22 protein-coding genes are annotated in these 26,411 nt (G+C 70.2%); 9 read left to right on the top strand and 13 right to left on the bottom strand.

All coding sequences use genetic code 11. From position 1 onward, the window contains the following. Positions 1-317: 317 nt before the first annotated feature. The gene (locus tag VMR06_RS05720; RefSeq protein WP_325373940.1) at positions 318-485 is read right to left on the bottom strand and encodes a DUF1328 domain-containing protein; all 168 of its coding nucleotides are present in this window, start codon (positions 483-485) and stop codon (positions 318-320) included. 252 nt (positions 486-737) lie between these two features. On the opposite strand from VMR06_RS05720, the gene VMR06_RS05715 reads away from it, so the two are divergent. Next, a complete protein-coding gene (locus VMR06_RS05715) occupies positions 738-1,628 on the top strand; it encodes a methyltransferase (RefSeq protein ID WP_325373938.1) in 891 nt (296 codons plus the stop codon). A gap of 52 nt (positions 1,629-1,680) precedes the next feature. Beyond that, positions 1,681-2,217, top strand: coding sequence for a pseudouridine synthase (locus tag VMR06_RS05710; RefSeq protein ID WP_325373936.1), 537 nt, complete (start codon positions 1,681-1,683; stop codon positions 2,215-2,217). A gap of 12 nt (positions 2,218-2,229) precedes the next feature. Here the strand turns inward: VMR06_RS05710 and VMR06_RS05705 are convergent, their stop codons facing one another. Together VMR06_RS05705 and VMR06_RS05700 are read right to left on the bottom strand one after the other, a co-directional pair. Then, a complete protein-coding gene (locus VMR06_RS05705; RefSeq protein WP_325373934.1) occupies positions 2,230-3,291 on the bottom strand; it encodes a peptidoglycan -binding protein in 1,062 nt (353 codons plus the stop codon). Next, entirely contained in the window at positions 3,288-4,370 is a 1,083-nt protein-coding gene (locus VMR06_RS05700) for a flagellar motor protein MotA (RefSeq protein WP_325373932.1), read from the bottom strand. The genes VMR06_RS05705 and VMR06_RS05700 overlap by 4 nt, the downstream gene beginning before the upstream one ends. Before the next feature lie 316 nt (positions 4,371-4,686). Here VMR06_RS05700 and VMR06_RS05695 point away from each other — a divergent pair, with 316 nt between their 5' ends. The 3 genes from VMR06_RS05695 to VMR06_RS05685 all read left to right on the top strand — a co-directional run bounded on the left by VMR06_RS05695 (position 4,687) and on the right by VMR06_RS05685 (position 6,753). After that, positions 4,687-5,226 (top strand): hypothetical protein, encoded by a 540-nt coding sequence (locus tag VMR06_RS05695; RefSeq protein WP_325373930.1) that lies wholly within the window; start codon positions 4,687-4,689, stop codon positions 5,224-5,226. A gap of 82 nt (positions 5,227-5,308) precedes the next feature. Continuing rightward, positions 5,309-6,406 (top strand): hypothetical protein, encoded by a 1,098-nt coding sequence (locus VMR06_RS05690; protein WP_325373928.1) that lies wholly within the window; start codon positions 5,309-5,311, stop codon positions 6,404-6,406. Next, on the top strand, positions 6,403-6,753 hold the full coding sequence (locus tag VMR06_RS05685; protein WP_325373926.1) for a fibronectin type III domain-containing protein: 351 nt from the start codon (positions 6,403-6,405) through the stop codon (positions 6,751-6,753). The genes VMR06_RS05690 and VMR06_RS05685 overlap by 4 nt, the downstream gene beginning before the upstream one ends. A gap of 41 nt (positions 6,754-6,794) precedes the next feature. Here the strand turns inward: VMR06_RS05685 and VMR06_RS05680 are convergent, their stop codons facing one another. Together VMR06_RS05680 and VMR06_RS05675 are read right to left on the bottom strand one after the other, a co-directional pair. Continuing rightward, a complete protein-coding gene (locus tag VMR06_RS05680) occupies positions 6,795-10,118 on the bottom strand; it encodes a transglutaminase family protein (RefSeq protein WP_325373924.1) in 3,324 nt (1,107 codons plus the stop codon). A 60-nt stretch (positions 10,119-10,178) separates the two neighbouring features. Next, positions 10,179-10,418, bottom strand: coding sequence for a hypothetical protein (locus VMR06_RS05675; protein ID WP_325373922.1), 240 nt, complete (start codon positions 10,416-10,418; stop codon positions 10,179-10,181). A 1-nt stretch (position 10,419) separates the two neighbouring features. Between VMR06_RS05675 and VMR06_RS05670 the strand changes: the two genes are divergently transcribed. The 3 genes from VMR06_RS05670 to VMR06_RS05660 are packed head-to-tail and all read left to right on the top strand — an operon-like array spanning position 10,420 to position 18,384. Next, on the top strand, positions 10,420-15,360 hold the full coding sequence (locus VMR06_RS05670) for an NAD-glutamate dehydrogenase (RefSeq protein WP_325373920.1): 4,941 nt from the start codon (positions 10,420-10,422) through the stop codon (positions 15,358-15,360). After that, positions 15,357-16,118: an NAD kinase gene (locus tag VMR06_RS05665; RefSeq protein ID WP_325373918.1), complete on the top strand. Its 762-nt coding sequence runs from the start codon at positions 15,357-15,359 to the stop codon at positions 16,116-16,118. The genes VMR06_RS05670 and VMR06_RS05665 overlap by 4 nt, the downstream gene beginning before the upstream one ends. Beyond that, a complete protein-coding gene (locus tag VMR06_RS05660; protein ID WP_325373916.1) occupies positions 16,099-18,384 on the top strand; it encodes a S8 family serine peptidase in 2,286 nt (761 codons plus the stop codon). Before VMR06_RS05665 ends, VMR06_RS05660 begins: the two co-directional genes overlap by 20 nt. Positions 18,385-18,483: 99 nt before the next feature. Here VMR06_RS05660 and VMR06_RS05655 read toward each other — a convergent pair whose 3' ends face one another. The 8 genes from VMR06_RS05655 to VMR06_RS05620 form a co-directional block, all read right to left on the bottom strand. Continuing rightward, a complete protein-coding gene (locus VMR06_RS05655; RefSeq protein ID WP_325373914.1) occupies positions 18,484-19,914 on the bottom strand; it encodes a pitrilysin family protein in 1,431 nt (476 codons plus the stop codon). Further along, positions 19,911-21,281: a pitrilysin family protein gene (locus VMR06_RS05650; protein WP_325373912.1), complete on the bottom strand. Its 1,371-nt coding sequence runs from the start codon at positions 21,279-21,281 to the stop codon at positions 19,911-19,913. Before VMR06_RS05650 ends, VMR06_RS05655 begins: the two co-directional genes overlap by 4 nt. A 220-nt stretch (positions 21,282-21,501) precedes the next feature. After that, positions 21,502-22,188: a PDZ domain-containing protein gene (locus tag VMR06_RS05645; protein ID WP_325373910.1), complete on the bottom strand. Its 687-nt coding sequence runs from the start codon at positions 22,186-22,188 to the stop codon at positions 21,502-21,504. Between the two features lie 30 nt (positions 22,189-22,218). Then, complete coding sequence (locus VMR06_RS05640; protein ID WP_325373908.1) at positions 22,219-23,097, bottom strand: cobalamin biosynthesis protein; 879 nt, start codon at positions 23,095-23,097, stop codon at positions 22,219-22,221. 166 nt (positions 23,098-23,263) lie between these two features. Next, positions 23,264-24,223: an NAD(+) diphosphatase gene (gene nudC / locus VMR06_RS05635; RefSeq protein WP_325373906.1), complete on the bottom strand. Its 960-nt coding sequence runs from the start codon at positions 24,221-24,223 to the stop codon at positions 23,264-23,266. Next, a complete protein-coding gene (erpA, locus tag VMR06_RS05630; RefSeq protein ID WP_325373904.1) occupies positions 24,220-24,588 on the bottom strand; it encodes an iron-sulfur cluster insertion protein ErpA in 369 nt (122 codons plus the stop codon). The genes nudC and erpA overlap by 4 nt, the downstream gene beginning before the upstream one ends. A gap of 59 nt (positions 24,589-24,647) precedes the next feature. Then, positions 24,648-25,061 carry a polymer-forming cytoskeletal protein gene (locus VMR06_RS05625; RefSeq protein ID WP_325373901.1) on the bottom strand — a complete coding sequence of 138 codons (414 nt, stop codon included), beginning with the start codon at positions 25,059-25,061 and terminating at the stop codon, positions 24,648-24,650. Continuing rightward, positions 25,051-25,773 carry a DUF6776 family protein gene (locus VMR06_RS05620; RefSeq protein ID WP_325373899.1) on the bottom strand — a complete coding sequence of 241 codons (723 nt, stop codon included), beginning with the start codon at positions 25,771-25,773 and terminating at the stop codon, positions 25,051-25,053. Before VMR06_RS05620 ends, VMR06_RS05625 begins: the two co-directional genes overlap by 11 nt. Before the next feature lie 136 nt (positions 25,774-25,909). Here VMR06_RS05620 and VMR06_RS05615 point away from each other — a divergent pair, with 136 nt between their 5' ends. Beyond that, positions 25,910-26,326, top strand: a complete 417-nt coding sequence (locus VMR06_RS05615) for a CopD family protein (protein WP_325373897.1) — start codon at positions 25,910-25,912, stop codon at positions 26,324-26,326. Positions 26,327-26,411 lie beyond the last annotated feature (85 nt).

The raw sequence follows: 26,411 nt of genomic DNA, 5'->3' as shown, positions 1-26,411 counted from the left end.
CTTTGCAGGCCCCCGCGCCAAATGCCCCTTCGGCGAGAAGACGAACGCCTTGCGCGTCCGCCCGAAACGTCCCAACGGAATCCGACCCGATGCCCTGACGTGACGTCGGGGCCACCCCCTGCGGGCTTCCCTGCGACGTGGGTCGACTTTAACGTGAGGGGGACGAGATGAAAAGACCGAGGGCGCAAGAACGCGGCAAGGAGCCCGATAATCAGCCGCCGCAGTCCCGGGCTACTCAGCTCTCCACTAAGACAAAAGAAAGCCGGGGCGGTGCAGCGCCCCGGCGCGGAGTCCGTCCAACTGAGATGTCAGAGAACTCAGACCGGCGGACGGCGGCGGCCGAAGAACAGCGACACGATGAACAGCACCAGGAAGACCACGAACAGAATCTTGGCGATGCCCGCCGCGGCGCCGGCGATGCCGCCGAACCCGAGAACGGCGGCGATCAGCGCGATCACCAGAAAGACGACGGCATAATGAAGCATGGCGTTCTCCTCGATATTTTTTTGAGTGTCCCCGCATCTGCAACGGAGCGGTGCCAGTGGACACCGCCGGCAATGAATCGGCCGTGAGCTGTCGCTGTCCGAGTACTGAACCGGTCGATCAGGAGCATCCCTGACGGCGAGCGCCGGCGCTCCGCGCCCGTTCCGGTACACTCGCTCGTCCACGGTCGACCGGCAGGCATGACCTGTCATGACGCCCGGCGTTGACCTCACATCCCAATCTGGAGCGCTCCGATGACCCGTCTTCTTCTCGCTTCGCTGACGCTGCTCGCCCTCGGCGCCTGTTCGCAGGATGCCGCGCCTCCGGCCGCCCCGGCCGCATCCGCGCCGGCGCCGGCCGCCACCGACCAGCCCGAACAGGTCACGCCCCCAGCCAGCGCGAACGACCTGTTCGCGACCAAGCTCGACGAGGCACTCGGCGGCGCCTGGCGCTCGGACGCCAACAAGACGCGCGACGCCTGGCGCCACCCGAAGGAAACGCTGACGTTCTTCGGCATCGCGCCGGGCCAGACGGTCATCGAGATCACGCCGGGCGGCGGCTGGTGCACCGAGATCCTCGCGCCATGGCTGAAGGATTCGGGCACCTATGTGGCGGCGATCGCCGCGCCGGCCTCGTCGGACTATGCCAAGCGCGGGGCCGAGGGCTTCCGCGCGAAGCTGGCCGGCGACGCCGAGCGCTACGGCCAGGTCCAGGTCGTCGAATTCGACCCGGCCGCGCCGGCGTTCGGCCCGGCCGGCTCGGCCGACGTGGTGCTGACCTTCCGCAACGTGCACAACTGGCGCGACAACGCACCGGCCATGTTCAAGGCGTTCTTCGACGTGCTCAAGGCCGGCGGCACGCTCGGCGTCGTCGATCATCGCGCCGCGGTCGGTACCGATCTGGACGCCGATCGCCAGTCGGGCTATCTGCCGCAGGACCATGTGATCCGTCTCGCGACCGAAGCGGGCTTCCAGCTGGCCGCGCAGAGCGAGATCAACGCCAATCCGAAGGACACCAAGGACTACGAGAAGGGCGTGTGGACGCTGCCGCCGACGCTCGCGCTCGGCGACACCGACCGCGAGAAGTACCAGGCGATCGGCGAGTCGGACCGGATGACGCTCAAGTTCGTCAAGCCCGCGCAGTAAGCTCCACCCCGAACGCGGCGACCGGTCCCGGGACCGGTCGCCCCGCCGTCCGATGCTGATCGCGCTCAACAAGCCCTATGGCGTGCTGTGCCAGTTCACCGATCGCGACGGTCGTCCGACGCTGGCCGATTTCGTCACGACGCCGGGTGTCTATGCCGCGGGCCGGCTCGACCTGGACAGCGAAGGCCTGCTGCTGCTGACCGATGACGGCGCGCTCGCGCATCGTCTGACCGACCCGCGCCACAAGCAGCCCAAGACCTATCTGGCCCAGGTCGAGGGTGTCCCCGCCGATGCCGACCTGGAGCCGCTGCGACGCGGCGTGACGCTCGCCGACGGTCCGGCGCTGCCGGTCGCGGCACGCGTGCTGCCGGATGAGCCGGCCTGGCTGTGGCCGCGCGTACCGCCGATCCGCTACCGCCGCGACAAGCCGACCGCCTGGATCGAGCTGGTGCTGCGCGAAGGCCGCAACCGGCAGGTCCGGCGCATGACCGCGGCGATCGGCCTGCCGACGCTGCGCCTGGTACGCACGCGCGTCGGCCCCCATGCGCTGGGCGGGCTCGCGCCCGGCCAGACCCGCATCGCCGGCTGAGCGCCGGCCGCGCTAGCGGTTGGTCAGCTGCAGCTCGATGCGGCGATTGCGCGCGTAGGCCTCGGCCGACGAACCCGGATCGAGCGGCTGAAACTCGCCGAAACCGTTCGCCGACAGCCGATGCGCCGGGATGCCCTGCACGACCAGGAATTTGACGATCGCCACTGCGCGCGCCGTCGACAGCTCCCAGTTCGACGGAAAGCGCTCGGTGCTGATCGGGCGGCGATCGGTGTGTCCGTCGATCCGCAGCACCCAGTCGATGCTCGACGGAATCTCCGCGGCCACCTCGGCGACGGTCGATGCGAGCCCGGCGAGCTGCGCCTGCGCGGCGGGCCCGAGCTCGGCCGAGCCGGACTCGAACAGAATATCGGTCGGCACGACGAAGCGATCGCCGACGACGCGCACGTCGCCGCGATGGCCGAGGACTTCGCGCAGGCGGCCGAAGAACTCGGACCGGTAGCGCTCCAGTTCGCTGACGCGGTTGGCCAGGGCGAGGTTGAGCTCCTTGCCGAGATCGGCGATGCGCACGTCCTTGGCCGCGTTGTCGCGCTCGCTGGCATCGAGCGCCGCCTGCAGGCTGCCGAGCTGCTCGCGGATCGCCGCGAGCTGGCGATTGAGCAGCTCGGTCTGCGCGACCGCCGCGGCGGTCAGATCGGTCTGCCGGACCAGGTCTTCCTTCGAGGTGTCCAGCTGCATGGCCAGTGCGGCGACCTCCGCCTGCAGCTGCTGCTTGAGCGCATCGAGCGAAGCGATGTCGGCGCCGAGCGCCGCAGCACGCGCCTGCGCCTCGTCGCGTTCGCCGGTGGTGGCGCCGAGGCTGGCCGTGAGTTCGGCGACGCGCGCGTCGAGCCGGCGCTCGGCATCGCGGCTCAACGACAGCGTGCGCGCCAGTTCGGCGACCTGCGCGTTGAGCGCGTCGAGCGCGCGGTTCTTGCCGACCAGAGAATCGGACAGCACGAACTGGCCGATCGCAAAGATCAGCAGCACGAAGATCATCACCATGACCAGCGACGTCAGCGCGTCGACGAAGCCCGGCCAGATATCGAATGCGCGACGGCGGCGCAGGCTGCTCAACGGCGATCCTCCGCTTCGCCACCATCACGCGGTGGCGCACGGCCCGCCACCGCGGCCGCGACCGTGCGCGACAGCAGGCGCAGTTCGCCGCGTAGCTCGTCGGACAGGCGCGAGCCGGTGCCGGCCTGCGCCGCGAACTGGCGCAGCGCGCTCCTGAGCTCGTCCTGCACGCTCGCGGCAGCCTGGCGCTCGCGCGCGTCGCGGCCCAGCGTCTCGTTGAGTCGTGCCAGCTGCGCGCCGAGCTCGGCGAGCTGTTCGTTGGTGCCGCGCCGCTCGCGCTCGTTCTCGACGATCGCGCGCTGCATGCGCTCGAGGCCGTCGGCGGTCTGCTCGAGCAGTGCCTGCACATAGGCCGGCACCGAGGCATCGGTCTCCAGCGCACTGCCCGACGACAGCCGCGTCATGCCCGACAGCCATTCCTCCAGCTCGTTGTAGAAGCGGTTCTGCGCATGGCCGGCCTGCAGGTCGAGAAAGCCGATCGCCAGCGAGCTGGCGAGGCCGAACAGCGACGTCGAGAAGCTGGTCGACATGCCGGCCAGCGGCTCCTTGAGGTGCTCCTTGAGGTCGGCGAACATCGCCGCGGCATCGCTGCCGATGCCGAGCGCGCCGATGATCTCGGCGACCGAGCGGATCGTCACCAGCAGGCCCCAGAACGTGCCGAGCAGGCCGAGAAAGATCGCCAGGCCGATCAGATAGCGCGACAGGTCGCGCGACTCCTCCAGGCGGATCTGCACGCTGTCGAGCAGGGTCCGCATCGAGGCGGCCGACAACGCCGCGCGGCCGCGCTCGCGGCCGGCCAGCAGCCGTGCCATCGGGGCCAGCAGGCGCGGCCGGCCCGGGGCCGGCGCACCCGGATCGGAACGCCGGAACGCCTCCATCCAGCGCACTTCCGACGTCAGCACCAGCACCTGCCGCAGATTGACGATGATGCCGGCGAGCAGGACCGTCAGGATGATGCCGTTGAAGAACGGATTGGCCATGAAGACATCGGCCAGCCGCGGCGCCAGCAGCGCCGCGAGGACGCCCAAGGCCGCCAGGAAGGCCAGCATCCAGGGCAGGACGCGCGAGGGATTGCTCATGAAATGTGATCAATCAGGCACACGATGGCCCGTTCGAGCTGATCGGACCGCCGTTTCGACTATCGGTTCCTTTCATGACAGGGCATATCGCACTCGTCGGTTGCAATGCCATTCGTCATATGGTGAACTCGCGGCGGGCATAGGTTGGACACCTCGGCTTGGTGTGGCCGACACTTAGTCGCTTCGCCTTCCGGCGTCACCGGCCCTCAGGCTCGATCGGTCTTCTAGATCGCGGACATTCAACGAACGGCCGACCGCACCCGGGCTTCCATACCAAATAGGCTACTCGCTTCTTCTTACATACGGGGTAATAGAAATGAGCGCTTCCAAGACCATCGCAGCAGCCATCATCATCGCGTCCAGCTCGGCCGCCGTCGCCCAGACCAAGGTCGCCGTCTCGCCGGGCACCGCCGTTCCCAGCGGTACCTGCGCCGCTCCGGCCGGCGAGATCACCGAGTCGCCGTCCACGATCAGCGGCACCACCGTCGGCGGCGTCAACGGTGTCGACATCTCGTGCACCGAGTACGGCACCGTCGACGGCCCGGAGCGTATCTACACGTTCACGCCGACCGGCACGAACAACCTCACCTTCTCGGTGATCGGCCAGTCCGGCGTCTACGATCCGGCCATCTACATCCTCGACACCTGCGGCGACGGCACGTCCTGCCTGATCGGCTCGGACGACGTTCCTTCGCAGTTTTCGCCGAGCATCAATTTCAGCGGCACCGCCGGCACCGAGTACTTCTTCTACGTCGACTCGTACTGGGCGGCCGGCGACGGCCTCGAGGCGGGCCCGTTCACGCTCAACGTCACCGGCACGTTCCCGGTCACGCTGACCGAGTTCTCGATCGACTGATCGCAGACGTACCTACCGAAAGACGGCTGCTGCGGCAGCCGTCTTTTTTTTGCCTGATGTTTTCCCGGTTCGTGGACGTCTGATGCTCGTTCGCTACTCCCTCTCGCTCTGCGTGCTGCTCGGCGTGACGATCGTCGCAGCCGCCGAAAAGCCCAAGCTCCGCACGCAGCAGACAGTCGCGCAAGGCAGCCTCGCCTTCGAGCCGGAAGATCCGGGATCGCCGGTCGTCGAGCTGTTCGAGAATCAGACCGCGCGCCAGACCCTGCGCGTGCGCAATACCGGTACGGCACCGATCGAGATCCGCCGCGTCGACCCGGCGCCGCCGCCCGGCAAGGCGACGTTCGAACCCAGGCGCCTGGCGCCCGGCGAGGCCGGCCGTCTCGTGCTCGAGAAGCCGATGGGCGAGACGCGCGGCCTGCAGACCGTGCGCTTCCACGTGCTCAGCGACGACCCGGTACAGCCGTCCGTGCCGGTGAGTTTTCCGGTATTCGTCCAGTCGGCCTATTCGCCGGAGACGGCCGAGGTCAATTTCGGCTACGTCGGCCAGACCGCGGACGCGACGCAATCGGTAATCGTGGAGAGCTTCGAGACCGACCGGCTGAGCCTGGAATCGATCCTCGAGAAGCCCGACTGGCTGGCGCTGCGCGCCGAGCCGGTCGAGGGCCATCCACAACAGCTCCGTCTCGTCACCGGCCTCTCCGCGCAGACCCCGCTCGGTGAAGTCGCCCGGCGCGTCGTGCTCAGGACCAATGTCGCAGTCCAGCCGGAACTGGTGCTGTCGGTCCGCGCGCACGTGCACGGCCAGATCACCGCCACGCCGCCGGTCTTGAGTTTCGGCGCGGTCGAGCAAGGCGCTACGGTCCGCCGTACGATCGAGCTGCGAAGCGTCGACGCCTCGCCGCTGGAAGTGGCCGCGCTCGATCACAACGCCGAGGCGATCGACCTAAAGTCCGCCGCCTGCGGCGAGGGCTGCGTCCGCCTGGACGCGCAGTTGCTGACCGGACAGCGGCGCGCAGTCGGCAACGAGTTCATCGGCGTGTCGTTCAAGGATCGCGGCGAACGCGTGCGCATTCCGTACTCGGCGCTGATCGTCAAGCCGGGCACGCAAATCCGCTCGCTCGGTACGCTCGACGCGAACACCGACGTCAAGATCGACGACACGCTGGAGAAGAAGCCATGACGGCCCGGTGGATCCTGCTGGCGTTACTGGCCGGGAATGCAGCCGCAGCCGGGCCGGCGCCCGAGAGCACGCTGCGCTGGAAGGCGCGCGACCAGACCGGCACCTACGGCTATCTGATCTATCGCAGCGAGGCCGAGGCCGGTCCTTTCCGGCGCATCAACGCCCGGATCGTCCCGAAGCGGTCCGATCCGGACGCCGGCTACGTCTACGTCGATCGCGACGTCGCGCCCGGCAAGACTTACTACTACCGGATCGACGGCGTCAGCGAGGCCGGTATCAAGAAACCGCTGAGCCCGGTGCTGCCCAAGACGATCGGACCGAACGGCGCGCCGGCGAAAACCCGCTGATCCCGCCGCCGGCGGCCAGCCGTCCATGCGGCTGCCGGCGCTCAGGCCGGTGGACGCCGCAGATCGAGCGTGAACGGATATTCCGGACTCGGCGTCTCGTCGGGCGGCTCGATCGGGCCGGCACTGTGACCGAAGCGGAAGAACCGCGCCAGACGCCGGCTTTCGGCTTCGAAGGCATTGACCGGGAAGCTCGCGTAGTTGCGGCCGCCCGGATGCGCGACGTGGTACTGACAACCGCCCAGTGAGCGGCCCGACCAGGTGTCGACCAGGTCGAACGCCAGCGGTGCATGCACCGGAATCGCCGGATGCAGGCCCGATGCCGGCTGCCAGGCCTTGTAGCGCACGCCGGCCACGTACTCGCCGGCGTGGCCGGTCGGCCGCAGCGGCACCCGCCGGCCGTTGCAAGTCAGCGCGTAGCGGTCCGGCGCCAGGCCGGTGACGTGCACCTGCAGCCGCTCGACCGAGGAATCGACGTAGCGCACCGTGCCTCCGATCGCCCCCTGCTCGCCGAGTACGTGCCAGGGTTCGAGCGCGTGGCGCAGCGCCAGCACCGCGCCCTCGATCGCGTAGTCGCCGATCCGCGGGAAGCGGAATTCCAGGTGCGGCGCGAACCAGGCCCGTTCGACGGCATAGCCGGCATCGCGCAGCTCGGCGACGACGTCGGCGAAGTCCTGCCAGAGGAAATACGGCAGCATGAAGCGGTCGTGCAGCTCGCTGCCCCAGCGCGCGAGGCGCGCCGGCCGGTACGGCGTCTTCCAGAAGCGCGCGACCAGGGCACGCAGCAACAGCTGCTGCGCCAGACTCATCTGCGCATGCGGCGGCATCTCGAACGCGCGCAGCTCGAGCAGCCCCAGGCGCCCGGTCGGACCGTCCGGCGAGTACAGCTTGTCGATGCAGAACTCGGCGCGATGCGTATTGCCGGTGACGTCGACCAGCAGGTTGCGCAGCAGGCGGTCGAGCAGCCACGGCGGCAGATCGCCGGTCTCGTCCGGAACCCGGCCGAAGGCGATCTCCAGCTCGTACAGCGCGTCGTTGCGCGCCTCGTCGACGCGCGGCGCCTGCGAGGTCGGCCCGATGAACAGGCCCGAGAACAGGTAGGACAGCGACGGATGGTTGTGCCAGTACGCGATCAGGCTGCGCAGCAGGTCGGGCCGCCGCAGGAACGGCGAATCGATCGGCGTGGCGCCGCCGAGCACCAGATGATTGCCGCCGCCGGTGCCGACGTGACGCCCGTCGAGCATGAACTTCTCGGCGGTCAGGCGCGTCTGGCGCGCCGCCTCGTACAGATGCGTGGTGCGCTCGACCAGGGCCGGCCAGTGCGCGGCGGGATGGATGTTGACCTCGATGACGCCGGGGTCGGGCGTCACGCGCAGCACGTCCAGGCGCGCATCGCGCGGCGGCTCGTAGCCTTCCAGGATCACCGGCGTCGCGAGCGATTCGGCGGTCGCCTCGATCGCGGCGACCAGCTCGAGATAATCCTCGAGCCGCGCCAGCGGCGGCAGGAACAGATACAGCGTGCCGTCGCGCGGTTCGGCGCACAGCGCGGTGCGCGTGACCCAGGCGGCCGATTCGCCGGTGGATGGCCGCTGCGCGGCGCGTTCGTCCGGCGCGCCGCCGATCCGATGCGCGGCGGCCCGCGCCTCGCTGCGCGGGCCGCCGACCTGGCGCCGGATCTCGGTGTGGCGCGGCAGCGGCGGTACCACCTGAGCCGGGTCGATCGGCTGCACGTAGGGATAGTCGGTCTCTGCGACCCAGGGCTGCGAATCGAGCGGCAGCCGGTAGCCCATCGGCGAATCGCCGGGCACCAGATAGCAGCGCTCGCCGCGCAGAAACCACGGCCCGCTCTGCCAGCGGTCGAACGGATGCGCCAGCGGCAGCACGTGGCCGACGACGTGGCCGAGGCCCTGGTCGAACACGCGCACCAGACGCGCGCGTTCGAGCGGATCGGCCAGGCGCGGATCGGCCGGATCGACGTTGTCGGGCAGACGCCGCTCGCGCCACAGGTAGTACAGCGCGTCCTCGTAGGCTGCGAACGCATGGCGCGCGTCGACGCCGAGGCGTCCGGCCACCTGTTCGAGGAACCTGGCCGCGCGTGCGGCGTCGGCGCCGTTGCGCGCCGACGCGTCGGCGACGAGCCGGCGGTTGCGCCAGATCGGCTCGCCGTCGCGGCGCCAGAACCCGTTGAGCGACCAGCGCGGCAGCTGTTCGCCCGGATACCACTTGCCCTGACCGTAGTGCGCCAGGCCGGTCGGCGCGTAGTGCGCCATCAGGCGCTCGAACAAGGCGACCGCGCGGCGGCGCTTGGTCGGGCCGAGCGCGGCGATGTTCCATTCCTCGCCGTCCGGATCGTCGGCGGCGACGAAGGTCGGCTCGCCGCCCATCGTCAGCCGCACGTCGTGAAGATCGAGGTCGGCGTCGATGCGGCATCCGAGCGCGTCGATCGCCTGCCACTGCTCGGGCGTGTACGGCCGCGTCACGCGCGGCGATTCGCGCAGCCGGGTCACGCTCATGACGTGGTCGAACGTCACCTCGCATGGGTCGACCGCGCCAGCGACCGGTGCCGCCGAGCCCGGGTCGGGCGAGCACGCCAGCGGGATGTGGCCTTCGCCGGCCAGCAGGCCCGAGGTCGGATCCAGGCCGATCCAGCCGGCGCCGGGCAGATAGACCTCGGCCCAGGCGTGCAGATCGGTGAAGTCGGCCTGCGGGCCGGCCGGACCGTCGAGCGGCTTGACGTCCGCGGCGAGCTGGATCAGATAGCCGGACACGAAGCGCGCCGCCAGGCCCAGGTGGCGGAGCAGCTGCACGAGCAGCCAGGTCGAATCGCGGCACGAGCCGCTGGCGCGTTCGAGCGTCTGCTCCGGCGTCTGCACGCCCGGTTCGAGCCGGATCAGATAGCCGATGTCGCGCGCGAGCCGCTGGTTCAGCGCGACCAGGAAATCGATCGTCGCGGCCGGCTTGCGCGGAATCGAGGCGAGATAGTCGGCGAAGCGCGGCGTGGCCGGCGCGCGCACCAGGAAGGACGTCAACTCGCGGCGCGTCGCGCCGTCGTAGCCGAACGGAAAGCGCTCGGCACCCGGTTCGAGGAAGAAGTCGAACGGATTGAACACGGCCATCTCGGCGACCAGGTCGACCTGGACGCTGAACTCGCGCGTCGGCTCCGGGAACACCAGCCGCGCGAGGTAGTTGGCCTGCGGATCCTGCTGCCAGTTGACGAAGTGGCCGTGCGGCCGGACGTCGAGCGCGTAGGACAGGATGCGCGTGCGGCTGTGCGGCGCAGGCCGCAGCCGCACGATCTGCGGCCCCAGATGCACCGGCCGGTCGTAGCAGTAGCGGGTGACATGGTTCAGCGCAACATGAATCGACATCCTGACCTCGCGGCGAGAGCGGCGTTGACGGGTTCACGGGCTGCGGGCCGCGCCGCTGCGTCATGCCGTCGGCGGTTCGGCCGGCGAGGATCGTGACGCGAACGACAGGGTGCGATGACGATAGCAAATTTGTGCGTCGCAGCGCAGCGCGCGCACGGCGCTGCCGATGCGGCCGCCAGGCAGCGCGATCGTGCCGATATCGATGCCTTTTTTTCTTGAATTTCGGGCGCTTGCAGGTGGATTCCGATCATCGACGGTAGGTAGAATCGCCGGCTCTTCACAGCGGATCAAAGCGATCATCATGAGTGCCCAAGGGGCGGCTGCGCCCGTCGTCACCGTCGAATCGATCAACCAGCAGCTCCAGAAGCTCGTCGCGCCGGCCCGCCAGCGCGACGTGCTGGCCTTTGCGGCCCACTTCTTCCGGCGCGTGATTCCCGAGGACATGCGCGAGCGGGACGAGGTCATGTGGGCCTACATCGCGATCGGCATGTACGAGTTCGTGCGCGAGCGCAAGCCGGGCGTGGCCAAGGTGCGCGTGCTGAATCCGACGATCGAGGCCGACGGTTTCGAGAGCGCGCACACGGTCATCGCGATCGATACCGACGACATGCCGTTCCTGGTCGATTCGGTCGGCATGGCGATCGCCCAGGCCGACCAGCAGACCCATACGCTGATCCATCCGATCTATCACATCGACCGCGATCCCGGCGGCCACGTGCTGTCGATCGACACCGAGCAGTCCGAGCGCGGCAAGGCCGAGTCGATCATGTACGTGGAGGTCGACCGCATCACCGATCCGGGTGAGATCGACACCCTGCGCAACGCGATCGTCGGCGCGATCGAGGACGTGCGCATCTCGGTCGCCGACTGGCCGGCGATGCGCCGGCGCATGCTCGACATCGCCAACGAGCTGCCCAAGCGCTCGCCGAACGCCGACGTCGACGCGATCGGCGAGGCGCAGGCGTTCCTGCGCTGGGCCGCCGAGGACAACTTCACGTTCCTCGGCTATCGCGAATACGCGATCGAAGCCAAGGGCGGCGAACGCGTGCTGCAGGCGCGCGACGGCACCGGCTTGGGAATCCTGCGCAGCTCCGGGCGCGCCGGCACGCCGCGCGCGCTGTCCGGCCGCGACGAGCCGGTGCCGGTCAGCGCGCCGCTGGTGCTGACCAAGACCAATGCGCGCGCGCGCGTGCACCGGCCCGGCTACATGGACTACATCGGCGTGCTCGCGTTCGACGAGGCCGGCCTGCCGGTGTCCGAGCAGCGCTTCCTGGGCCTGTACACGTCGGCCGCCTACATGCGCCGTCCGCAGGACGTGCCGCTGATCCGCCGCAAGTTCGACTCGATCACGCGCCGCTCGGGCCTGCGCCGCGACTCGCACTCGGGCAAGGCGCTGCGCCACATCCTCGAAACGCTGCCGCGCGACGAGCTGTTCCAGGGCAACGAGGACGAGCTCTACGACACCGCCATGGGCGTGCTGGCGCTGCAGGAGCGGGCGCGCACGCGCCTGTTCGTGCGCGGCGACCGCTTCGGCCGCTTCTTCTCGTGCCTGGTCTACCTGCCGCGCGACCGCTTCAACACCGGCGTGCGCGAGCGTGTCGAGGCGCTGCTCAAGAGCGCCTTCCACGGCGAGCGCGTCGACACCACGGTCCTGCTCAGCGAGTCGCCGCTGGCGCGGCTGCACCTGCTGATCCGGCCCAAGCCGGGCGACCAGCCGACCTACTCGACGCTCGAGCTCGAAAGCCAGATCGCGCAGATCGTGCGCAACTGGCAGGACGAGCTGCGCGACATCCTGGTCGAGCGCCACGGCGACGATGCCGGCCGCCGGCTCGCCAGCCGCTACGGCAAGGCGCTGCCGGTGGGCTACATCGAGGAGATCACGCCGCAGGGCGCGGCCAACGACGTCGAGCTCGCCGCGAGCCTCGGCAGCGTCGAGGACATCCGCCTGAACTTCTACCGGTCGCGGCGGCGGCCCGACACGCTGCATTTCAAGGTGTTCCGCTTCGGCGGCGACATCGCGCTGTCGGACGTGATCCCGCTGCTCGAGAACATGGGCGTGCGCGTGCTGACCGAGCATCTGTACGAGCTGACCGTCAGCGGCGGCACGCTGACGATCCAGGACATCCACGTCCAGCCGAGCACGCGCTTCGAGTTCGACGTGGAGCAGGTGCGCGAGGCGTTCCAGGTCGCGTTCGAGAAGGTCTGGCGCGGCGACGCCGAGAACGACGCGTTCAACAAGCTGGTCCTCGGTGCGCAGCTGGACTGGCGCCAGGTCAGCATGCTGCGCGCCTACGCCAAATATCTGCTGCAGACCGGCGTGCCGTTCTCGCAGACCTACATGGAGCAGACCCTGGTCAGCTATCCGGCGATCGCCGGTCTGCTGGTCGAGCTGTTCGAGGCCAAGTTCGATCCGCGGCGCGAGAGTGCCGGCACGGCGGCGATCGAGTACGCGCGCACGCGCCTGCGCCGCGAGCTCGAAACACTGCTGCCGGCCGAGCTTCGCGAGGCCGAGGCCGGCCTCGTCGACGCCCTGGTCGCAGTCCGCGACCAGCCGCGCGAGGCACAGATCGACGCGGTGATGGGCGCGATCCGCTCGCTGCTCGAACGCGTCGCCAGCATCGACGAGGACCGCATCCTGCGCAGCTTCATGGCGGTCATCCGCGCGACGCTGCGCACCAACTACTACCAGACCCGCGAGGGCCGGCTGCACGACTACATCAGCCTGAAGTTCGACTGCTCGCAGCTGACCGAACTGCCCAAGCCGCGTCCGTATCGCGAGATCTTCGTCTACGGTCCGCGCGTGGAAGGCGTGCACCTGCGCTTCGGACCGGTCGCGCGCGGCGGCCTGCGCTGGTCGGACCGCCGCGAGGATTTCCGCACCGAGGTGCTCGGCCTGGTCAAGGCGCAGATGGTCAAGAACACCGTCATCGTGCCGGTCGGCTCGAAGGGCGGCTTCTTCGTCAAGCGCCCGCCGCTGAGCGGCGAGCGCGATGCGGTGCTGGCCGAGGGCGTGGCCTGCTACCGCATGTTCATCAACGGCCTGCTCGACATCACCGACAACCTGATCGACGGCGCCGTCGTGCCGCCGGCCGACGTGGTCCGTCACGACGACGACGATCCGTATCTGGTCGTCGCCGCCGACAAGGGCACCGCGACGTTCTCGGACATCGCCAACGCGGTGGCCGCCGAGCACGGCTACTGGCTCGGCGACGCGTTCGCGTCGGGCGGCTCGGTCGGCTACGACCACAAGGGCATGGGCATCACCGCCAAGGGCGCCTGGGAGTCGGTCAAGCGCCATTTCCGCGCGCTCGGCATCGACTGCCAGAGCACCGACTTCACCTGCGCCGGCATCGGCGACATGTCCGGCGACGTGTTCGGCAACGGCATGCTGCTGTCGCGGCACATCCGCCTGGTCGCGGCATTCGACCACCGCCACATCTTCGTCGATCCGAACCCGGACGCGGCGACGTCCTATGCCGAGCGCGAGCGCCTGTTCAAGCTGCCGCGCTCGTCCTGGGCCGACTACGACACCGCGCTGATCTCGCGCGGCGGCGGCGTGTTCGCGCGCACGCTCAAGACGATCGCGATCACGCCGGAGATGCGTGCCGCGCTCGGCCTGGCCGACGGCGTCACCCAGCTGTCGCCGAACGAGCTGCTCAACGCGATCCTCAAGGCGCCGGTCGACCTGCTCTGGAACGGCGGCATCGGCACCTACGTGAAGGCCTCGTTCGAGACCAACGCCGACGCCGGCGACCGCACCAACAACGCGATCCGCGTCGACGGCGCCGAGCTGCGCTGCCGCATCGTCGGCGAGGGCGGCAATCTCGGCATGACCCAGCGCGGTCGCATCGAGGCGGCGCTGAACGGCGTGCTGCTCAACACCGACTTCATCGACAACTCCGCGGGCGTGGACACCTCCGACCACGAGGTCAACATCAAGATCCTGCTCAACGACGCCGTGCAGCGCGGCGAGCTGAGCCTCGAGCAGCGCAATGCGCTGCTGCGTGCGATGACCGACGAGGTCGAGCGCCTGGTGCTGTTCGACAACTATCGCCAGAACGAAGCGATCAGCATCATGGAGCGGATGTCGGTGGCCCGGCTCGGCTCCAAGCAGCATTTCATCCGCACGCTCGAGGCGCAGGGCCTGCTCGACCGCCAGATCGAGTTCCTGCCGAGCGACGCCGAGTTCGCCGAGCGCAAGGCGCGCGGCCTCGGCCTGACCCGGCCGGAGCTGGCGATCCTGCTCTCGTACGCGAAGATCGTCACCTACCAGCAGCTGCTCGATTCGGACGTACCCGAGGACAGCTATCTGTCCAAGGAGCTGCGCCGCTACTTCCCCGAGCCGCTGCGCGAGACCTATGCCGAGCACATGGAGCGGCACCGTCTCAAGCGCGAGATCATCGCCACCGCGGTCACCAACTCGATGATCAACCGCATGGGTGCGACGTTCTCGCTGCGCATGCAGGAAGACACCGGCCAGGGTCCGGCTGCGGTCGCCAAGGCGTTCAACATCGCCCGCGAGGTGCTCGACGCGCGCGCGCTGTGGACGCAGATCGAGGCGCTCGACGGCCAGGTCAACGGCAACGCGCAGATCGACGCGATGCTGGTGATCTGGAACCTGCTGCGCAACATGACGCGCTGGCTGCTGAACCGCCCGGGCGACATCCAGGACATCGCCGAGGCGGTGTCGCGCTACCAGCCCGGCATGGAGGCGCTGCGCGCGACGCTCGGCGAGGTCATGGCCGACGGCGACCGCGCGACGTTCGCCGAGGCGCGCGCGCGCTGGATCGGCCACGCGTTCCCGGAGATGCTCGCCGACCAGCTGGCGGCCCTGCCGATCCTGGCGCCGGCGCTCGACATCGTGCTGGTCGCCGGCGAGCGCGGCCTGCCGGTGGCGCGCGTCGCCGAGGTCGACTTCGCGCTCGGCGACGCGCTCGAGCTCAAATGGCTGATGCAGAAGATCGAGGAACTGGCCGTGGAGACCCGCTGGCACGCGCATGCGCGCGGCGCGCTGCGCGACGAGCTCAACAGCCAGCAGCGCGCGCTGGCCGGCCAGGTGCTGGCGGCCGGCCTGGACGGCGACGGCGCCGCCCAGGTCGCGCAGTGGCTCGACCGCGACGACCCGACGCTGCGGTTCACGCGGGCGATGCTGGCCGACATGCGCAGTCAGGTCACGATCGACTACCCGATCGTCTCGGTGGCGGTACGCCGGCTCGCACAGCTGGTACAGTCCGGCGGATGAACCGGATCGCCGTCGTCGCTGCGCAGACCACCGAGGCCCAGGCTGCCCTGGCCGATCTGCAGCAGCGCTACGGCACCGCCACGCCCGACGCCGCCGACGTGATCGTCGCGCTCGGCGGCGACGGGTTCATGCTGCGCACGCTGCACCGCTACCTGCGCCACGGCGTGCCGGTCTACGGCATGAAGCTCGGCACGGTCGGCTTCCTGATGAACCAGTACCGCCCGGAGTCGCTGCCGGAGCGGATCGCGCGGGCGCAGCCCGCGCCGCTGCGCCCGCTGACGATGGAGGCGCAGACCGAGGCCGGCGGCACCGTGTCCGCGCTCGCGTTCAACGAGGTCTCGCTGCTGCGCCAGACCAAGCAGGCCGCGCACGTGCGCGTGGACCTCAACGGCGCGACCAAGGTGCCGGAGCTGATCTGCGACGGCGTGCTGGTCGCGACCGCGGCCGGCTCCACCGCGTACAACCTCTCGGCCCACGGCCCGATCCTGCCGTTCGGCTCCGCCATGCTGGCGTTGACGCCGATCAGCCCGTTCCGCCCGCGCCGCTGGCGCGGTGCGATCCTCCCGGCGACCGTCGACGTGCGCTTCGAGATCCTCGATCCGTACAAGCGGCCGGTGAGCGCGACTGCCGACTCCAACGAAGTGCGCGACGTCGTCGACGTGCGCATCCGCGAATCGAGCGAGCAGACGATGACCTTGCTGTTCGACCCGGAACACAACCTGGAGGAGCGCATACTCGATGAACAGTTCACGTTCTAGCCGTGCCCTGCCCGCCGCGGCGCTGCTGGCCCTGGCGATCGGCGCGGCGCTGCCGGCGATCGCGGCCGATACCGGTCATGCCCGCCTGCCGGCCGGCGCGCGCGCCGTGGCGCAGGCCGCCGGCGTGCAGATCGTCGCCGACTACGGCCGCTTCCTGTGGGTGCGCGGCGACCAGCAGACGCTGGCCGGCCTCGGTGCCGAAAGCACCGGCGACGACCTGGCGACCTACGGCCTGACGCTCGGCGGCCGCCGGTTCGATCCGGCCGAGGCCTACCCGCTGGCCGCGGCCACGTTCGGCCGCGACGCGCAGCCGGCGCTGCGCCTGATCCAGTTCCAGGGGCCGCTCAAGCGCGAGTGGCTCGACGCGCTGCGTGCGCAGGGCGTCGAGCCGGTGCAGTACCTGCCGCCGTTCACCTACGTGGTCTGGGCGCGCGGCGCCGACCTGCAGGCCGCCACGGCGCGCAGCGAAGTGCGCTGGGCCGGGGAGTTCCTGCCCGAGTGGCGCCTCGGCGCGACGCTGGCGGCGCCGCGCAGCGGCGCGCGCGACGTGCTCGCGCTGCTGTACCGGCCGGCCGCGGTCGGCGACGAGGCCTTTGCGATGGCCGGCGTCGTGCCGGACGGACGCGCGCCGATCGACGCGCGCTTCGAGGAGATCCGCCTGCGCGGCGGCGACGCGGCGCTAGCACGCAGCCTGACGATCCCCGGCCTGTACGTGCTGCACGAGACGCCGACCGACGGCGGCGCGCGCGGCGAGGTCGGCGACGCGATCGTGGCCGGCCTGTTCGACGATAGCGGCGTGCCGCAGGCGGGTCAGTACCGCAACTGGCTGAGCGGACTCGGCATCGACGGCACCGGCGTGATCATGGCCAACGTCGACGGCGGCGTCGCCGACGGCAACCCGAACCTGGTCAACCGCATGCTGCCGTGCGTGACCGGCGCCAGCTGCGGCAATGCCAGCACGACCGACAACCACGGCACGCATACCGCCGCGACGATGGCCGGCGACGGATCGAGCGGCACGGTCGCCAACGGCTATCTGCGCGGCCTCGGCGTCGCGCCCGGCGCCAACCTGATCGAGCAGCTCTCGCGATCCTCGATCTACAACGCGCCCGGCGGCATGCTGCAGCTGATGCGCGAGTCCTACAACAACAACGCCGTGCTGTCCGGCAACAGCTGGGGGCCGTCGGGATCGCCGCTCGGCTACGACAACCAGACGATGCAGGTCGACGTCGGCAGCCGCGACACCGATCCGAACACGCCGGGCGACCAGCCGCTGACCTTCGTGCTGTCGATCATGAACGGCGGCGGCGGCACCAGCAGCCAGGGCACGCCGGACGATGCCAAGAACATCGTCACGGTCGGCTCGACCTGGGCCGAGAATGCGGCCGGCGTGCCGCGCAGCAACCTCGGCAGCATCTCGTCGAACAGCGCGCACGGCCCGGCGCGCGACGGCCGGCGCATTCCGCATCTGGTCGCGCCGGGCTGCAACATCGATTCGGCGATCAGCACGACCGGCTACGGCACGATGTGCGGCACCAGCATGGCCTCGCCGCACGTCAGCGGCGCGATCGGCCTGTTCACGCAGTACTACCGCGAGCGCTACGACGGCGCCAATCCGAGCGTCGCGGTCGCCAAGGCGGCCCTGCTCGCCCATACGCAGGACCTCTCCGGCGGCACCGACGCCAACGGCGGCGCGCTCGGCCATCGCCCCGACAACAAGCAGGGCTGGGGCCGCATGCGCATCGACTGGCTGCTCGAGGACGATCCGCCGACCTGGTACTACGACCAGGCCCACGTGTTCCACGACACCGGCGAGCAATGGGAGCAGGTCGTCGAGGTGGTCGATCCCGGCCAGCCGGTCAAGGTGTTCCTGACCTTCACCGACGCGCCCGGCCACGGCCTCGGCGGCGCGACGCCGGCCTGGAACAACGACCTGGACCTCATCGTGACGAGCAACGGTCAGAGCTACCGCGGCAACGTGTTCGGCAGCGACGGCTGGTCGACCAGCGGCGGCAGCGCCGACGCACGCAACAATGCCGAAGGCGTGCTGCTGCCGGCCGGCGTGGCCGGCGGCCAGCTGACGATCACGATCGCGGCGACGACGATCAGCTCGCGCGCCCTGCTCAACGCGCCGGAGACGACCAGCCAGGACTTCGCGATCGCCTGCGTCAACTGCCGGGTCGGCACGACGCCGGAACCGGACGCCACGCTGTTCGAGAACGGCTTCGAGTGGGATCTGGGTCCGGCGCCGGACCAGGCCGACTGACCGGCGGCTTGATCGTCGAGCCCGCGCGGCCGGATCGCCCCGATCCGGCCGCCGAATCCGCCGGGACGCACGGTCCCGGCGCTGCGTCGAAACGCCGGCTCAGTCGCCTGCCGGCGAGGCGTCGAACTTTCCGTAGGCCTGAAGCTGCTCGGCGACCGCCTTGTCGCCGACGACCACGATGCTGAGCGTCTTCGGATCGAAGTAGCGACGCGCCATCGTCTGCACCTGCTCGGCGGTCACCTCGCGCGTGCGCGGCACGAACTGGCCCAGATACTCCGGCGGCCGGCCGACCAGCCAGTTGGCAGCGAGGCTGCGCGCCACTGCGGACTGCAGCTGGTTGCGGAACAGGTAGCCGCCGGCGGCCGCACGCTTGGCGCGTTCGAGCTCGGCGGCGTCGACCGGCGTGTCGATCAGCTTCTGGAGTTCCTTGACGAACTCGCCGACCGCCGCGCCGGTGACCTCGTTGCGCACGTCGGCACCGCTCGTGAACGCACCGCCGCGGCGTGCGACCGAGAACGCGCTGTAGGCGCCGTAGGTATAGCCCTTGTCCTCGCGCAGGTTGCGGTTGAGGCGCGTGTCGAGGCCGCCGCCGCCGAGGATCGTATTGGCCAGCGCGGCCGGGATCTCGTCGGCGTCGTTGGCGGCGAACACCGGACGGCCCAGACGCACCGCCGACTGTACCGAGCCGGAGCGCTCGACCAGCACGTATTGCGGCTTGGCCTCGCGCGGTGCGGCGACGACCTCGGCCGGCGCCTCGCCCTGTGCCTTCCAGCCGCCGAACGCGCCGTTCGCGTACTTCAGCGCGGTGGCCGCGTCGATGCGGCCGCTGACGACCAGCAGGGCGCGATCGGGCCGGAAGCGCGCCGTGTGGGCGGCCGCCAGCGCGGCGCGATCGGTCTTCTCGATCGAGGTCTCGGTCGTCAGCGTGCGTGCATACGGATGATCGCCGTAGATCGCGCGGGCGATCGCGCGGCTGGCCTGATAGCTCGGCTGCGCCTCGGCGGCCTTGAGCGCCTGCAGCGCATTGGCCTTGGCGAGCGTGACCTCGGCTTCCGGGAACGAGGCATTGAGCCCGACGTCGGCGAGCAGACCGACCAGGCGCTCGGCGCCCGAGGCGAGGCCGGAGCCGGCGACGGTGATGCCGTCGTTGCCGGCCGTCGCGTCGATCGACGCGCCGATCGCCTGCAGCTGCTCGGCGATCTCGATCGAGCTGCGCGTCCGGGTGCCTTCGGTCAGCAGCGACGCCAGCAGGTCCGACATCGCCGGCCGGTCGGCCGGATCGCTGGCCTTGCCACCGCGCACGGCGAGCACGACGTCGACCTTCGGCGGACCGTCGGTGCGCGACAGCACCCACACCGCCAGACCGTTGTCGAGCGTCTTCTGCGTGATCGCCGGCACCGGCAGCGGCTTGTCCTGACCGTACGGCGGCAGGTCCTTGGGCAGCGTCGTCTCGGCGGCGCCCGCGGCGCCGGCGCTCAGCGCCACGGCGAGGCCGAACGGCAGGGCGAGAGTCTTCACGGTCGTTCTCACGGCTTGTCTCCGGCAGCGGCGGCGGGCGCCGGCGTACGATCGATCACCACGCGGTTGGCGGCGGTCAGGTAGCGGGCGGCGACGCGCTGCAGGTCGGCGCCCTGCACCGCGTCGATCCAGGCGGGAATCTGGTTGACGGTCTTGGCGTCGCCCCACAGCAGCTGCGCCTTGGCGAGCGTGTCGGCGCGCGAGATGAACGCCTCCAGGCCGTCGTTGTAGTCGGCCAGCATCTTGGTCTTGACGCGCTTGAGCGTCGCCGCGTCGACGCCGTCCTTGACGATGCGCGCGATCTCCTCGTCGATCGCCTCGAGCACCGCGTCGACCTGCACGCCCGGCTTGTACAGGCCGAACAGCACCAGCGGCGCCGGGCCGGCGTAATCCCAGGCGTCGCCGAGCGGCCAGTTCACGCCGCCCTCGATGTTGAGCAGCTGTTCGCGCCCCTTGACCAGGCCCTGGTACAGGCGCGAGGCGCTGTCGCCGACCAGCAGCTGCGCCAGCACGTCCATCGGCGCCTGGTCCGCGCTGCCGCGCTCGGGCATCTTCCAGCCGACCGCCAGGGCCGGTACCTGGGCCAGCGCGTCGGTCTGCGACTCGCGCTTCTCGCGCGTGTTGAGCGGCTCGGCGACGTCGGGCCGCGGCGGCACCGGCCGTGCCGGAATCGCGCCGAAGTACTTCTCGACCAGTGCGAAGGCCTGCTCGGCCTTGATGTCGCCGACGATGCCGATCACGGCATTGTTCGGGCCGTAGAAGTCGCGGTGGAACGCGCGCACGTCCTCGAGCCTGGCGCCTTCGAGATCGGCGAAGCTGCCGTAGCCGTCGTGCGCGTTCTCCCACTTGGAGAACGCCAGGCGATTGATGTCGGACCAGAAGAACAGGCCGTAGGGCTTGTTCTGGACATTGACGCGAATCTCTTCCTTGACCACGTCCTGCTGGTTCTTGAGATTCTCGGCCGAGAAGTCGAGCGTCTTCATGCGATCGGCCTCGAGCCAGAGGATCGGCTCGAGCGCCGAGACCGGCGCGGTCTCGATGTAGTTGGTGTAGTCGGCGCGCGTGGAGCCGTTGTTCATGCCGCCGCCGCCCTCGATGACGCGGTCGAACGTGCCCTTCGGCGCGTTCGGCGTGCCCTGGAACATCAGGTGCTCGAACAGATGCGCGAAGCCGGTGCGCCCCTTCGGTTCCAGCCGCATGCCCACGTGATAGACGACGCTGACGCCGACCGTCGGCGAGCTGGCATCCTCGGACACGACGACGGTCAGGCCGTTGTCGAGCTTCTTGACGGCGATCGGCAGCTGCCAGCGGTCGGCGGCGGCCGCGCCCAGGGGAATGGCCAGGGCCGCGAGGCCGAGGACCAGACGACGAAATGTCATTCCGCTCTCCATGATGATCGATCGAAAAAGTCTAGCGAGATCGGCGCTGCGACAGCGCCTGCCGGTCGTCACGTGCACGGTGCAGCTCGGTGGCGATACGGCCGAACCGCGCCCCGTCCGCATCAACGGATCGGCGCGTCCGGCCCCTACGTCCGGCCTGGACGGAACCTGGACGACAGCCGACCGATGACGCGCCCATGCGCGCGTCCGCGGCGCTGCGTCAGGGTTGCGCCGGCGCACCGAGGCGCACGCTGCGCTGCAGCGTCTCGCCGTTGCGGATCAGCTCGAGCATGACGCGGCGTCCGGCCAGACGGCGCAGCTCGGCCTGGAAGCCGGTCCGGTCGGCGACCGCGATGCCGCCGATCGCGACGACGACGTCACCGCCGATCAGATTGGCTTCCTCGGCCGGCGTGCCGGCCAGTACCGAGCCGATGCGCACGCCGCCGCGGCCGAGCGCGGCGCGTTCGTCCTCGCGCAGATCGCGGAACGTCGCGCCGAACGGCAGACGGAAGCGCACGTAGTAGGCGACCGCGGCCTCGGACGCGGCCGTGCCGGCATAGAGCAGCGCGCGATCGGCACCGAGCGCTTGTGCGCGCGCCGCGGCCGCGGTCCGCGCGCGTTCGTCCCACCGCGCGAAGCGGCTGGTTCCGACGTGCGCGTAGCCTTCCGCACCGAGCCGGTTGCGATCGGTCAATGGGTCGGCGCCGTCGGCCCATTGCGGTGCGACCGACGGCGGCGCCGCACGGAATGCCGCCACCGTGGCCGCATCGCGGCCCGGCTCTTCGCTGTAGCGTTCCGCCTCGGGCACCGCAGCCGCTTCGGATCCCAGCGCCGGCTCCACGTGCACGCTGCGCATCGTCGCGCAGCCGCCGAGGACCGCGCAGGCGGCCGCGACGAGCCAGAGCACCTGCATTCGCGGGTATGACCTCGTCATGGCTCAGTGCACCCAGCCGGCCAGCACGAGCAGCGCGAGGATCGCCAGCCAGGTCACCAGGATGCGGCGCAGCACGGTGCGCGCGTCGGTCAGCTCGACGACCGGATCGGTCACGTCGGTGGCGTAGCCGTCGCCGGCGATCACGTCGGCATCGACGCCGGCGCGTGCCAGTACGCCGAGAAAGCCCAGATCCAGCGTGAAATAGCCGCGGCCGTGCGCGGCGTGATATTCGCGCCAGGTGCGCACGACCGAATCGAAGTCCGATACCAGCGCCAGCGTCAGCGCCATCAGATGCGCCGGTGCCCAGTCCAGCGCCAGCGCGATGCGCTCGAACCGGTTGCGATCGGCCGCCGCGAGCTCGTCGCGGAACGCCGGTACGCGCGCCATCAGCTGCACGACGCGATAGCCGATCGCGCCGGCCGGCCCGAGGATCGCGAACCAGAACAGCACGCCGAACCAGCGCGACAGCGCCGACTGGAACGTCGCCTCGACCAGGCAGGCGGCGTCGGCCGGCAGCGGCCGCTCCGCCGGATCGGGACGCAGCCGCTGCGCGACCTGCACGCGCTGATCGCGATCGGTTTCGGCGAGGACCGCGTCGACGTCCTCGTCGAGATCACGCGGCCCCCAGCAGTAGAACAGCACGACCAGCGCGAACGCGAACGCCGGCAGGCCGAACAGCCAGCCGGCCAGCGCGATCTGGATCAGCAGGCAGACCGCGAAAACGAGCAGCGGCACGATCGCCGGCAGCGGCCGCGCGCGATCGCCGCCGTTCCAGGCGGCCAGCCAGGACTTGAGCCAGGCGAAGTCGCGCAGCCGCGCCAGGTCCGGCAGGGTGCGCGCCGCGATCAGGACGAGGACGACGGCGAGCAGGGTCGTGGCCATGGACACGGGCTTCCGCAGGGATGGACGGCGATTGTAGCGGCGGCGAACGCGGCGGCGCCGATTGTCGCGGCGCCCGAGCGTATCGACATCGATTGTAGCGGGATCGACGCGACGGGATCGACGCAGCGCGAACGAGGCGAGACGCGGACGCGCCGCGCGCCCGAGCTCACCAGCGCTCGTCGTTGACCAGCGTGGCCAGGTCCAGATCGGCCGTTTCGCGCAGCCAGTGCTCGATCAGACGGTACGAGACCGACACCGGCGGCGGCAGGATGATCGTGCGCTCGGCGAGCGCGCGGCGCAGGTCCTCGACGCCGAACCAGCGCGCATCGGCCAGCTCCGGACCGCAGCGGATCGTCGGATCGTCCGCGCGAGCGGTGAAGCCGACCATCAGCGAGGCCGGAAACGGCCACGGCTGCGAGGAGTGGTAGTCGCAGTCGACGACGCGTACGCCGGCCTCTTCCATGACCTCGCGGCGCACGGCGTCCTCGAGCGTCTCGCCGGGCTCGACGAAGCCGGCCAGCGTCGAATAGCGCGCCTCGGCCCATTTGGCGTGACGGCCGAGCAGACAGCGGTCTTCGTGGCTGACGATCACGATGATCGCCGCGTCGGTGCGCGGGAACTGCTCGGCTTCGCAGTAGGCGTTGGTGCAGCGTGCGCGATGGCCGCCGGCGACGATCGCCAGCGCGGCGCCGCAGACCGGACAGTGCCGCGTGCGCGACTGCCAGTGCGACAGCGCGCGCGCATAGGCGAACAGGCCGGACTGGAACGGATGCAGACGCAGGCCGGCGCTGCGCAGGTCGAGCCAGGCCGCGCCAAGATCGGCCGCCAGGCGCTCCGCACGGGCTTCTTCGACGCGCAGCACGAAGCGCGGGCCGTGCTCGTCGGCACCGAGGAAGCTCGCCGTCGCATGCGCGAACCAGGCCTTGCGTTCGCCGGCATCGAGCAGGCGCAGCGCGTCGCAGTCGGTCCGCACCAGGGCGCGGCCGTCGGCAGCCAGCACGAGGAACTGCGCGCGCGGGTCGTCGATCTGCCCGCTCAGCCATTCGACGTCGTCGCGCTGTTCGGCGTGGCGATCGAGCGCCAGCCCGGCGAACACGTTGTTGCGGCTGCGGCGGTCGGCGCTCACATCGAGAACGAGGATCCGCAGCCGCAGGTGGTCTTGGCGTTGGGGTTGCGGATCACGAACTGCGCACCGGTCAGCGACTCGGTGTAGTCGATCTCGGCGCCCATCAGATACTGCAGGCTCAGCGGATCGACCAGCAGGGTCACGCCTTCGCGGTCGACCGCGAAGTCGTCCTCGGCGCGCTCCTCGTCGAACGTGAAGCCGTACTGGAAGCCCGAGCAGCCGCCGCCGCTGATGTAGACGCGCAGCTTGAGATCGGGATTGCCTTCCTCCGCGATCAGCTCCTGGACCTTGTGCGCCGCCGCCTCGCTGAACAGCAGCGGCGATTCGGGGGCGTCCAGGTAGGTGGGTACGGCCTGTTCGGACATGACGGCTCGGAAACGAAGCGGAGGGTAGCCGGACTAGATCGGACCGGCGCGGGGCGATTTCAAGCTTCGGCGGGCACCGGCTCGGGGCCGGCCAGCTGCCGCACCGCCTCGCCCTGGTAGATCATCTTGCCGTTGATCTGCGCACCGGCCGCCATCTCGAGCACGCGATAGTAGACGTTGCCCTCGACGCGCGCGTCGCCGGCCAGCTCCAGACGCTGCACCGCGACGATGTCGCCGAGCACCTGGCCGTTGATGACCGCGTTGGAGGTGCTGATCTTGCCGTGCACGCGGCCCTTGTTGCTGAGCGTCAGCACCGCCTCGCTGCCTTCGGCGGTGATCGAGCCTTCGATGATGCCGTCCAGATGCAGCCCGCCGTCGAACTGCACGTCGCCGCGGATCACCGTGCCCTCGGCGATCAGCGTCGTGATCGCCGCCACCGGCTTGCCGCTGCCGCTCTTGCCGTTACCCCACATCGGTCGTCTCCTGGATCTTCACCGCGTCTGCCCACTGGAAATCCTGCTCGGCCCGGTTGCCGCTGCCGTCGGCCTGCAGATGCAGACGGTTGGGCGTGAACCCCTCCGGGAGCATGATCGTACCTTTGACCTGCTCGAAATACTTGAAGCCATACCCGATTCCGGACGCCGCGCCGCCGTCGACCAGCGATTTCCAGTCCAGCGTGACCAGCTTGCCGTCCTGCACGCCTTCCACGCTCAGCGTCAGGCGGCCGCGGATGTCCTGTCCGCGCTTGATGTTCTGGGTCAGCGTGGCGACGAAGTTCCATGCGCGCGAGCCGGCGACCGGCGTCAGCCGCAGATCGTGCACGGCCAGGCCCTCACGGCGCGTACCGCCGACCAGGCGCCCGTAGAAGGCCAGATCGGCACGCAGGCTGGCGATCTCCTCGTCACGTTCGCCGAGCGAGCGGCGCAGGTCCTCCAGCGCGACCCTGGCGACCTGCTCGGCACGCTGGACGATCGCGACGCGCGCCTTCAGTTCGTCGTTCTGCGTCTTCAGGTCGGCCAGCGTCTGCGCATCGGCCGCGCCGTTGCCGCGTTCGGTCGCGGCCCGCCCCAGCCACGCGGCGACCAGCAGGCTGATCAGCCAGACGGCCGCGATCAGCAGCGCACGGCGCCGCTCGCGGCTGCGGTCGAGCGGGCGGATCACCAGCGGCGGCGGGTGGCGGATCATCGGCATCACCGGCGAGGTCGGGACCGCCAAGCATACCGGCTCGCCCGGCCCGGCGCCGCGCAGCCGGCGCGGCGCTTTCATCGCCGTGGCGGGCCGCCGATAATCACGGCCCGCTCGACCACGCCATCGGCCCGCCATGCTCTGGCTGAAAGCCTTCCACATCGTCTTCGTCGTCACCTGGTTCGCCGGCCTGTTCTATCTGCCGCGCCTGTTCGTCCACCACGCCGAAGCGACCGAGCCGGCCGTCCACGCGCGGCTGGCGGTGATGGAACGGCGCCTGCTGGTGATGACCCACATCGGCGGCGTGCTGGCGATCGCGTTCGGCCTGCTGACGCTGTGGCAGGTGCCGGGCTGGCTGGCCGCCGGCTGGATGCACGCCAAGCTGGCCCTGGTGCTGGCGCTCGTCGTCTACCACCTGCAGCTGGTGCGCATGGTCCGGCGCTTCGCGGCCGGCGCCAACCGCTGGTCGAGCCGCGCGCTGCGTCTCTTCAACGAGCTGCCGGCGCTGGCGCTGATCGCGATCGTGATCCTGGTCGTGGTCAAGCCGTTCTGAGGGCCTGGCGCCGGCCACCGGCGCCCGGCCGCGCACGGTGTCGCAGCGCTCAGTCGCGCGATCGCCGGCTTGGTATAGTCCCCGG

This window comes from Dokdonella sp. (genome assembly GCF_035511235.1).
GTDB lineage: Bacteria > Pseudomonadota > Gammaproteobacteria > Xanthomonadales > Rhodanobacteraceae > Dokdonella.
Note: the sequence above shows the minus strand (reverse complement) of the source record. Positions and strands in the feature narration are given on the sequence as shown.

Excerpts from the sequence above, each read along its gene's own strand:
- VMR06_RS05720 (WP_325373940.1), bottom strand. The coding sequence starts at position 485 with ATGCTTCATTATGCCGTCGTCTTTCTGGTGATCGCGCTGATCGCCGCC.
- VMR06_RS05715 (WP_325373938.1), top strand. The coding sequence starts at position 738 with ATGACCCGTCTTCTTCTCGCTTCGCTGACGCTGCTCGCCCTCGGCGCC.
- VMR06_RS05710 (WP_325373936.1), top strand. The coding sequence starts at position 1,681 with ATGCTGATCGCGCTCAACAAGCCCTATGGCGTGCTGTGCCAGTTCACC.
- VMR06_RS05700 (WP_325373932.1), bottom strand. The coding sequence starts at position 4,370 with ATGAGCAATCCCTCGCGCGTCCTGCCCTGGATGCTGGCCTTCCTGGCG.
- VMR06_RS05695 (WP_325373930.1), top strand. The coding sequence starts at position 4,687 with ATGAGCGCTTCCAAGACCATCGCAGCAGCCATCATCATCGCGTCCAGC.
- VMR06_RS05690 (WP_325373928.1), top strand. The coding sequence starts at position 5,309 with ATGCTCGTTCGCTACTCCCTCTCGCTCTGCGTGCTGCTCGGCGTGACG.
- VMR06_RS05685 (WP_325373926.1), top strand. The coding sequence starts at position 6,403 with ATGACGGCCCGGTGGATCCTGCTGGCGTTACTGGCCGGGAATGCAGCC.
- VMR06_RS05680 (WP_325373924.1), bottom strand. The coding sequence starts at position 10,118 with ATGTCGATTCATGTTGCGCTGAACCATGTCACCCGCTACTGCTACGAC.
- VMR06_RS05675 (WP_325373922.1), bottom strand. The coding sequence starts at position 10,418 with ATGATCGCTTTGATCCGCTGTGAAGAGCCGGCGATTCTACCTACCGTC.
- VMR06_RS05670 (WP_325373920.1), top strand. The coding sequence starts at position 10,420 with ATGAGTGCCCAAGGGGCGGCTGCGCCCGTCGTCACCGTCGAATCGATC.
- VMR06_RS05665 (WP_325373918.1), top strand. The coding sequence starts at position 15,357 with ATGAACCGGATCGCCGTCGTCGCTGCGCAGACCACCGAGGCCCAGGCT.
- VMR06_RS05660 (WP_325373916.1), top strand. The coding sequence starts at position 16,099 with ATGAACAGTTCACGTTCTAGCCGTGCCCTGCCCGCCGCGGCGCTGCTG.
- VMR06_RS05650 (WP_325373912.1), bottom strand. The coding sequence starts at position 21,281 with ATGACATTTCGTCGTCTGGTCCTCGGCCTCGCGGCCCTGGCCATTCCC.
- VMR06_RS05640 (WP_325373908.1), bottom strand. The coding sequence starts at position 23,097 with ATGGCCACGACCCTGCTCGCCGTCGTCCTCGTCCTGATCGCGGCGCGC.
- erpA (WP_325373904.1), bottom strand. The coding sequence starts at position 24,588 with ATGTCCGAACAGGCCGTACCCACCTACCTGGACGCCCCCGAATCGCCG.
- VMR06_RS05625 (WP_325373901.1), bottom strand. The coding sequence starts at position 25,061 with ATGTGGGGTAACGGCAAGAGCGGCAGCGGCAAGCCGGTGGCGGCGATC.
- VMR06_RS05620 (WP_325373899.1), bottom strand. The coding sequence starts at position 25,773 with ATGATCCGCCACCCGCCGCCGCTGGTGATCCGCCCGCTCGACCGCAGC.
- VMR06_RS05615 (WP_325373897.1), top strand. The coding sequence starts at position 25,910 with ATGCTCTGGCTGAAAGCCTTCCACATCGTCTTCGTCGTCACCTGGTTC.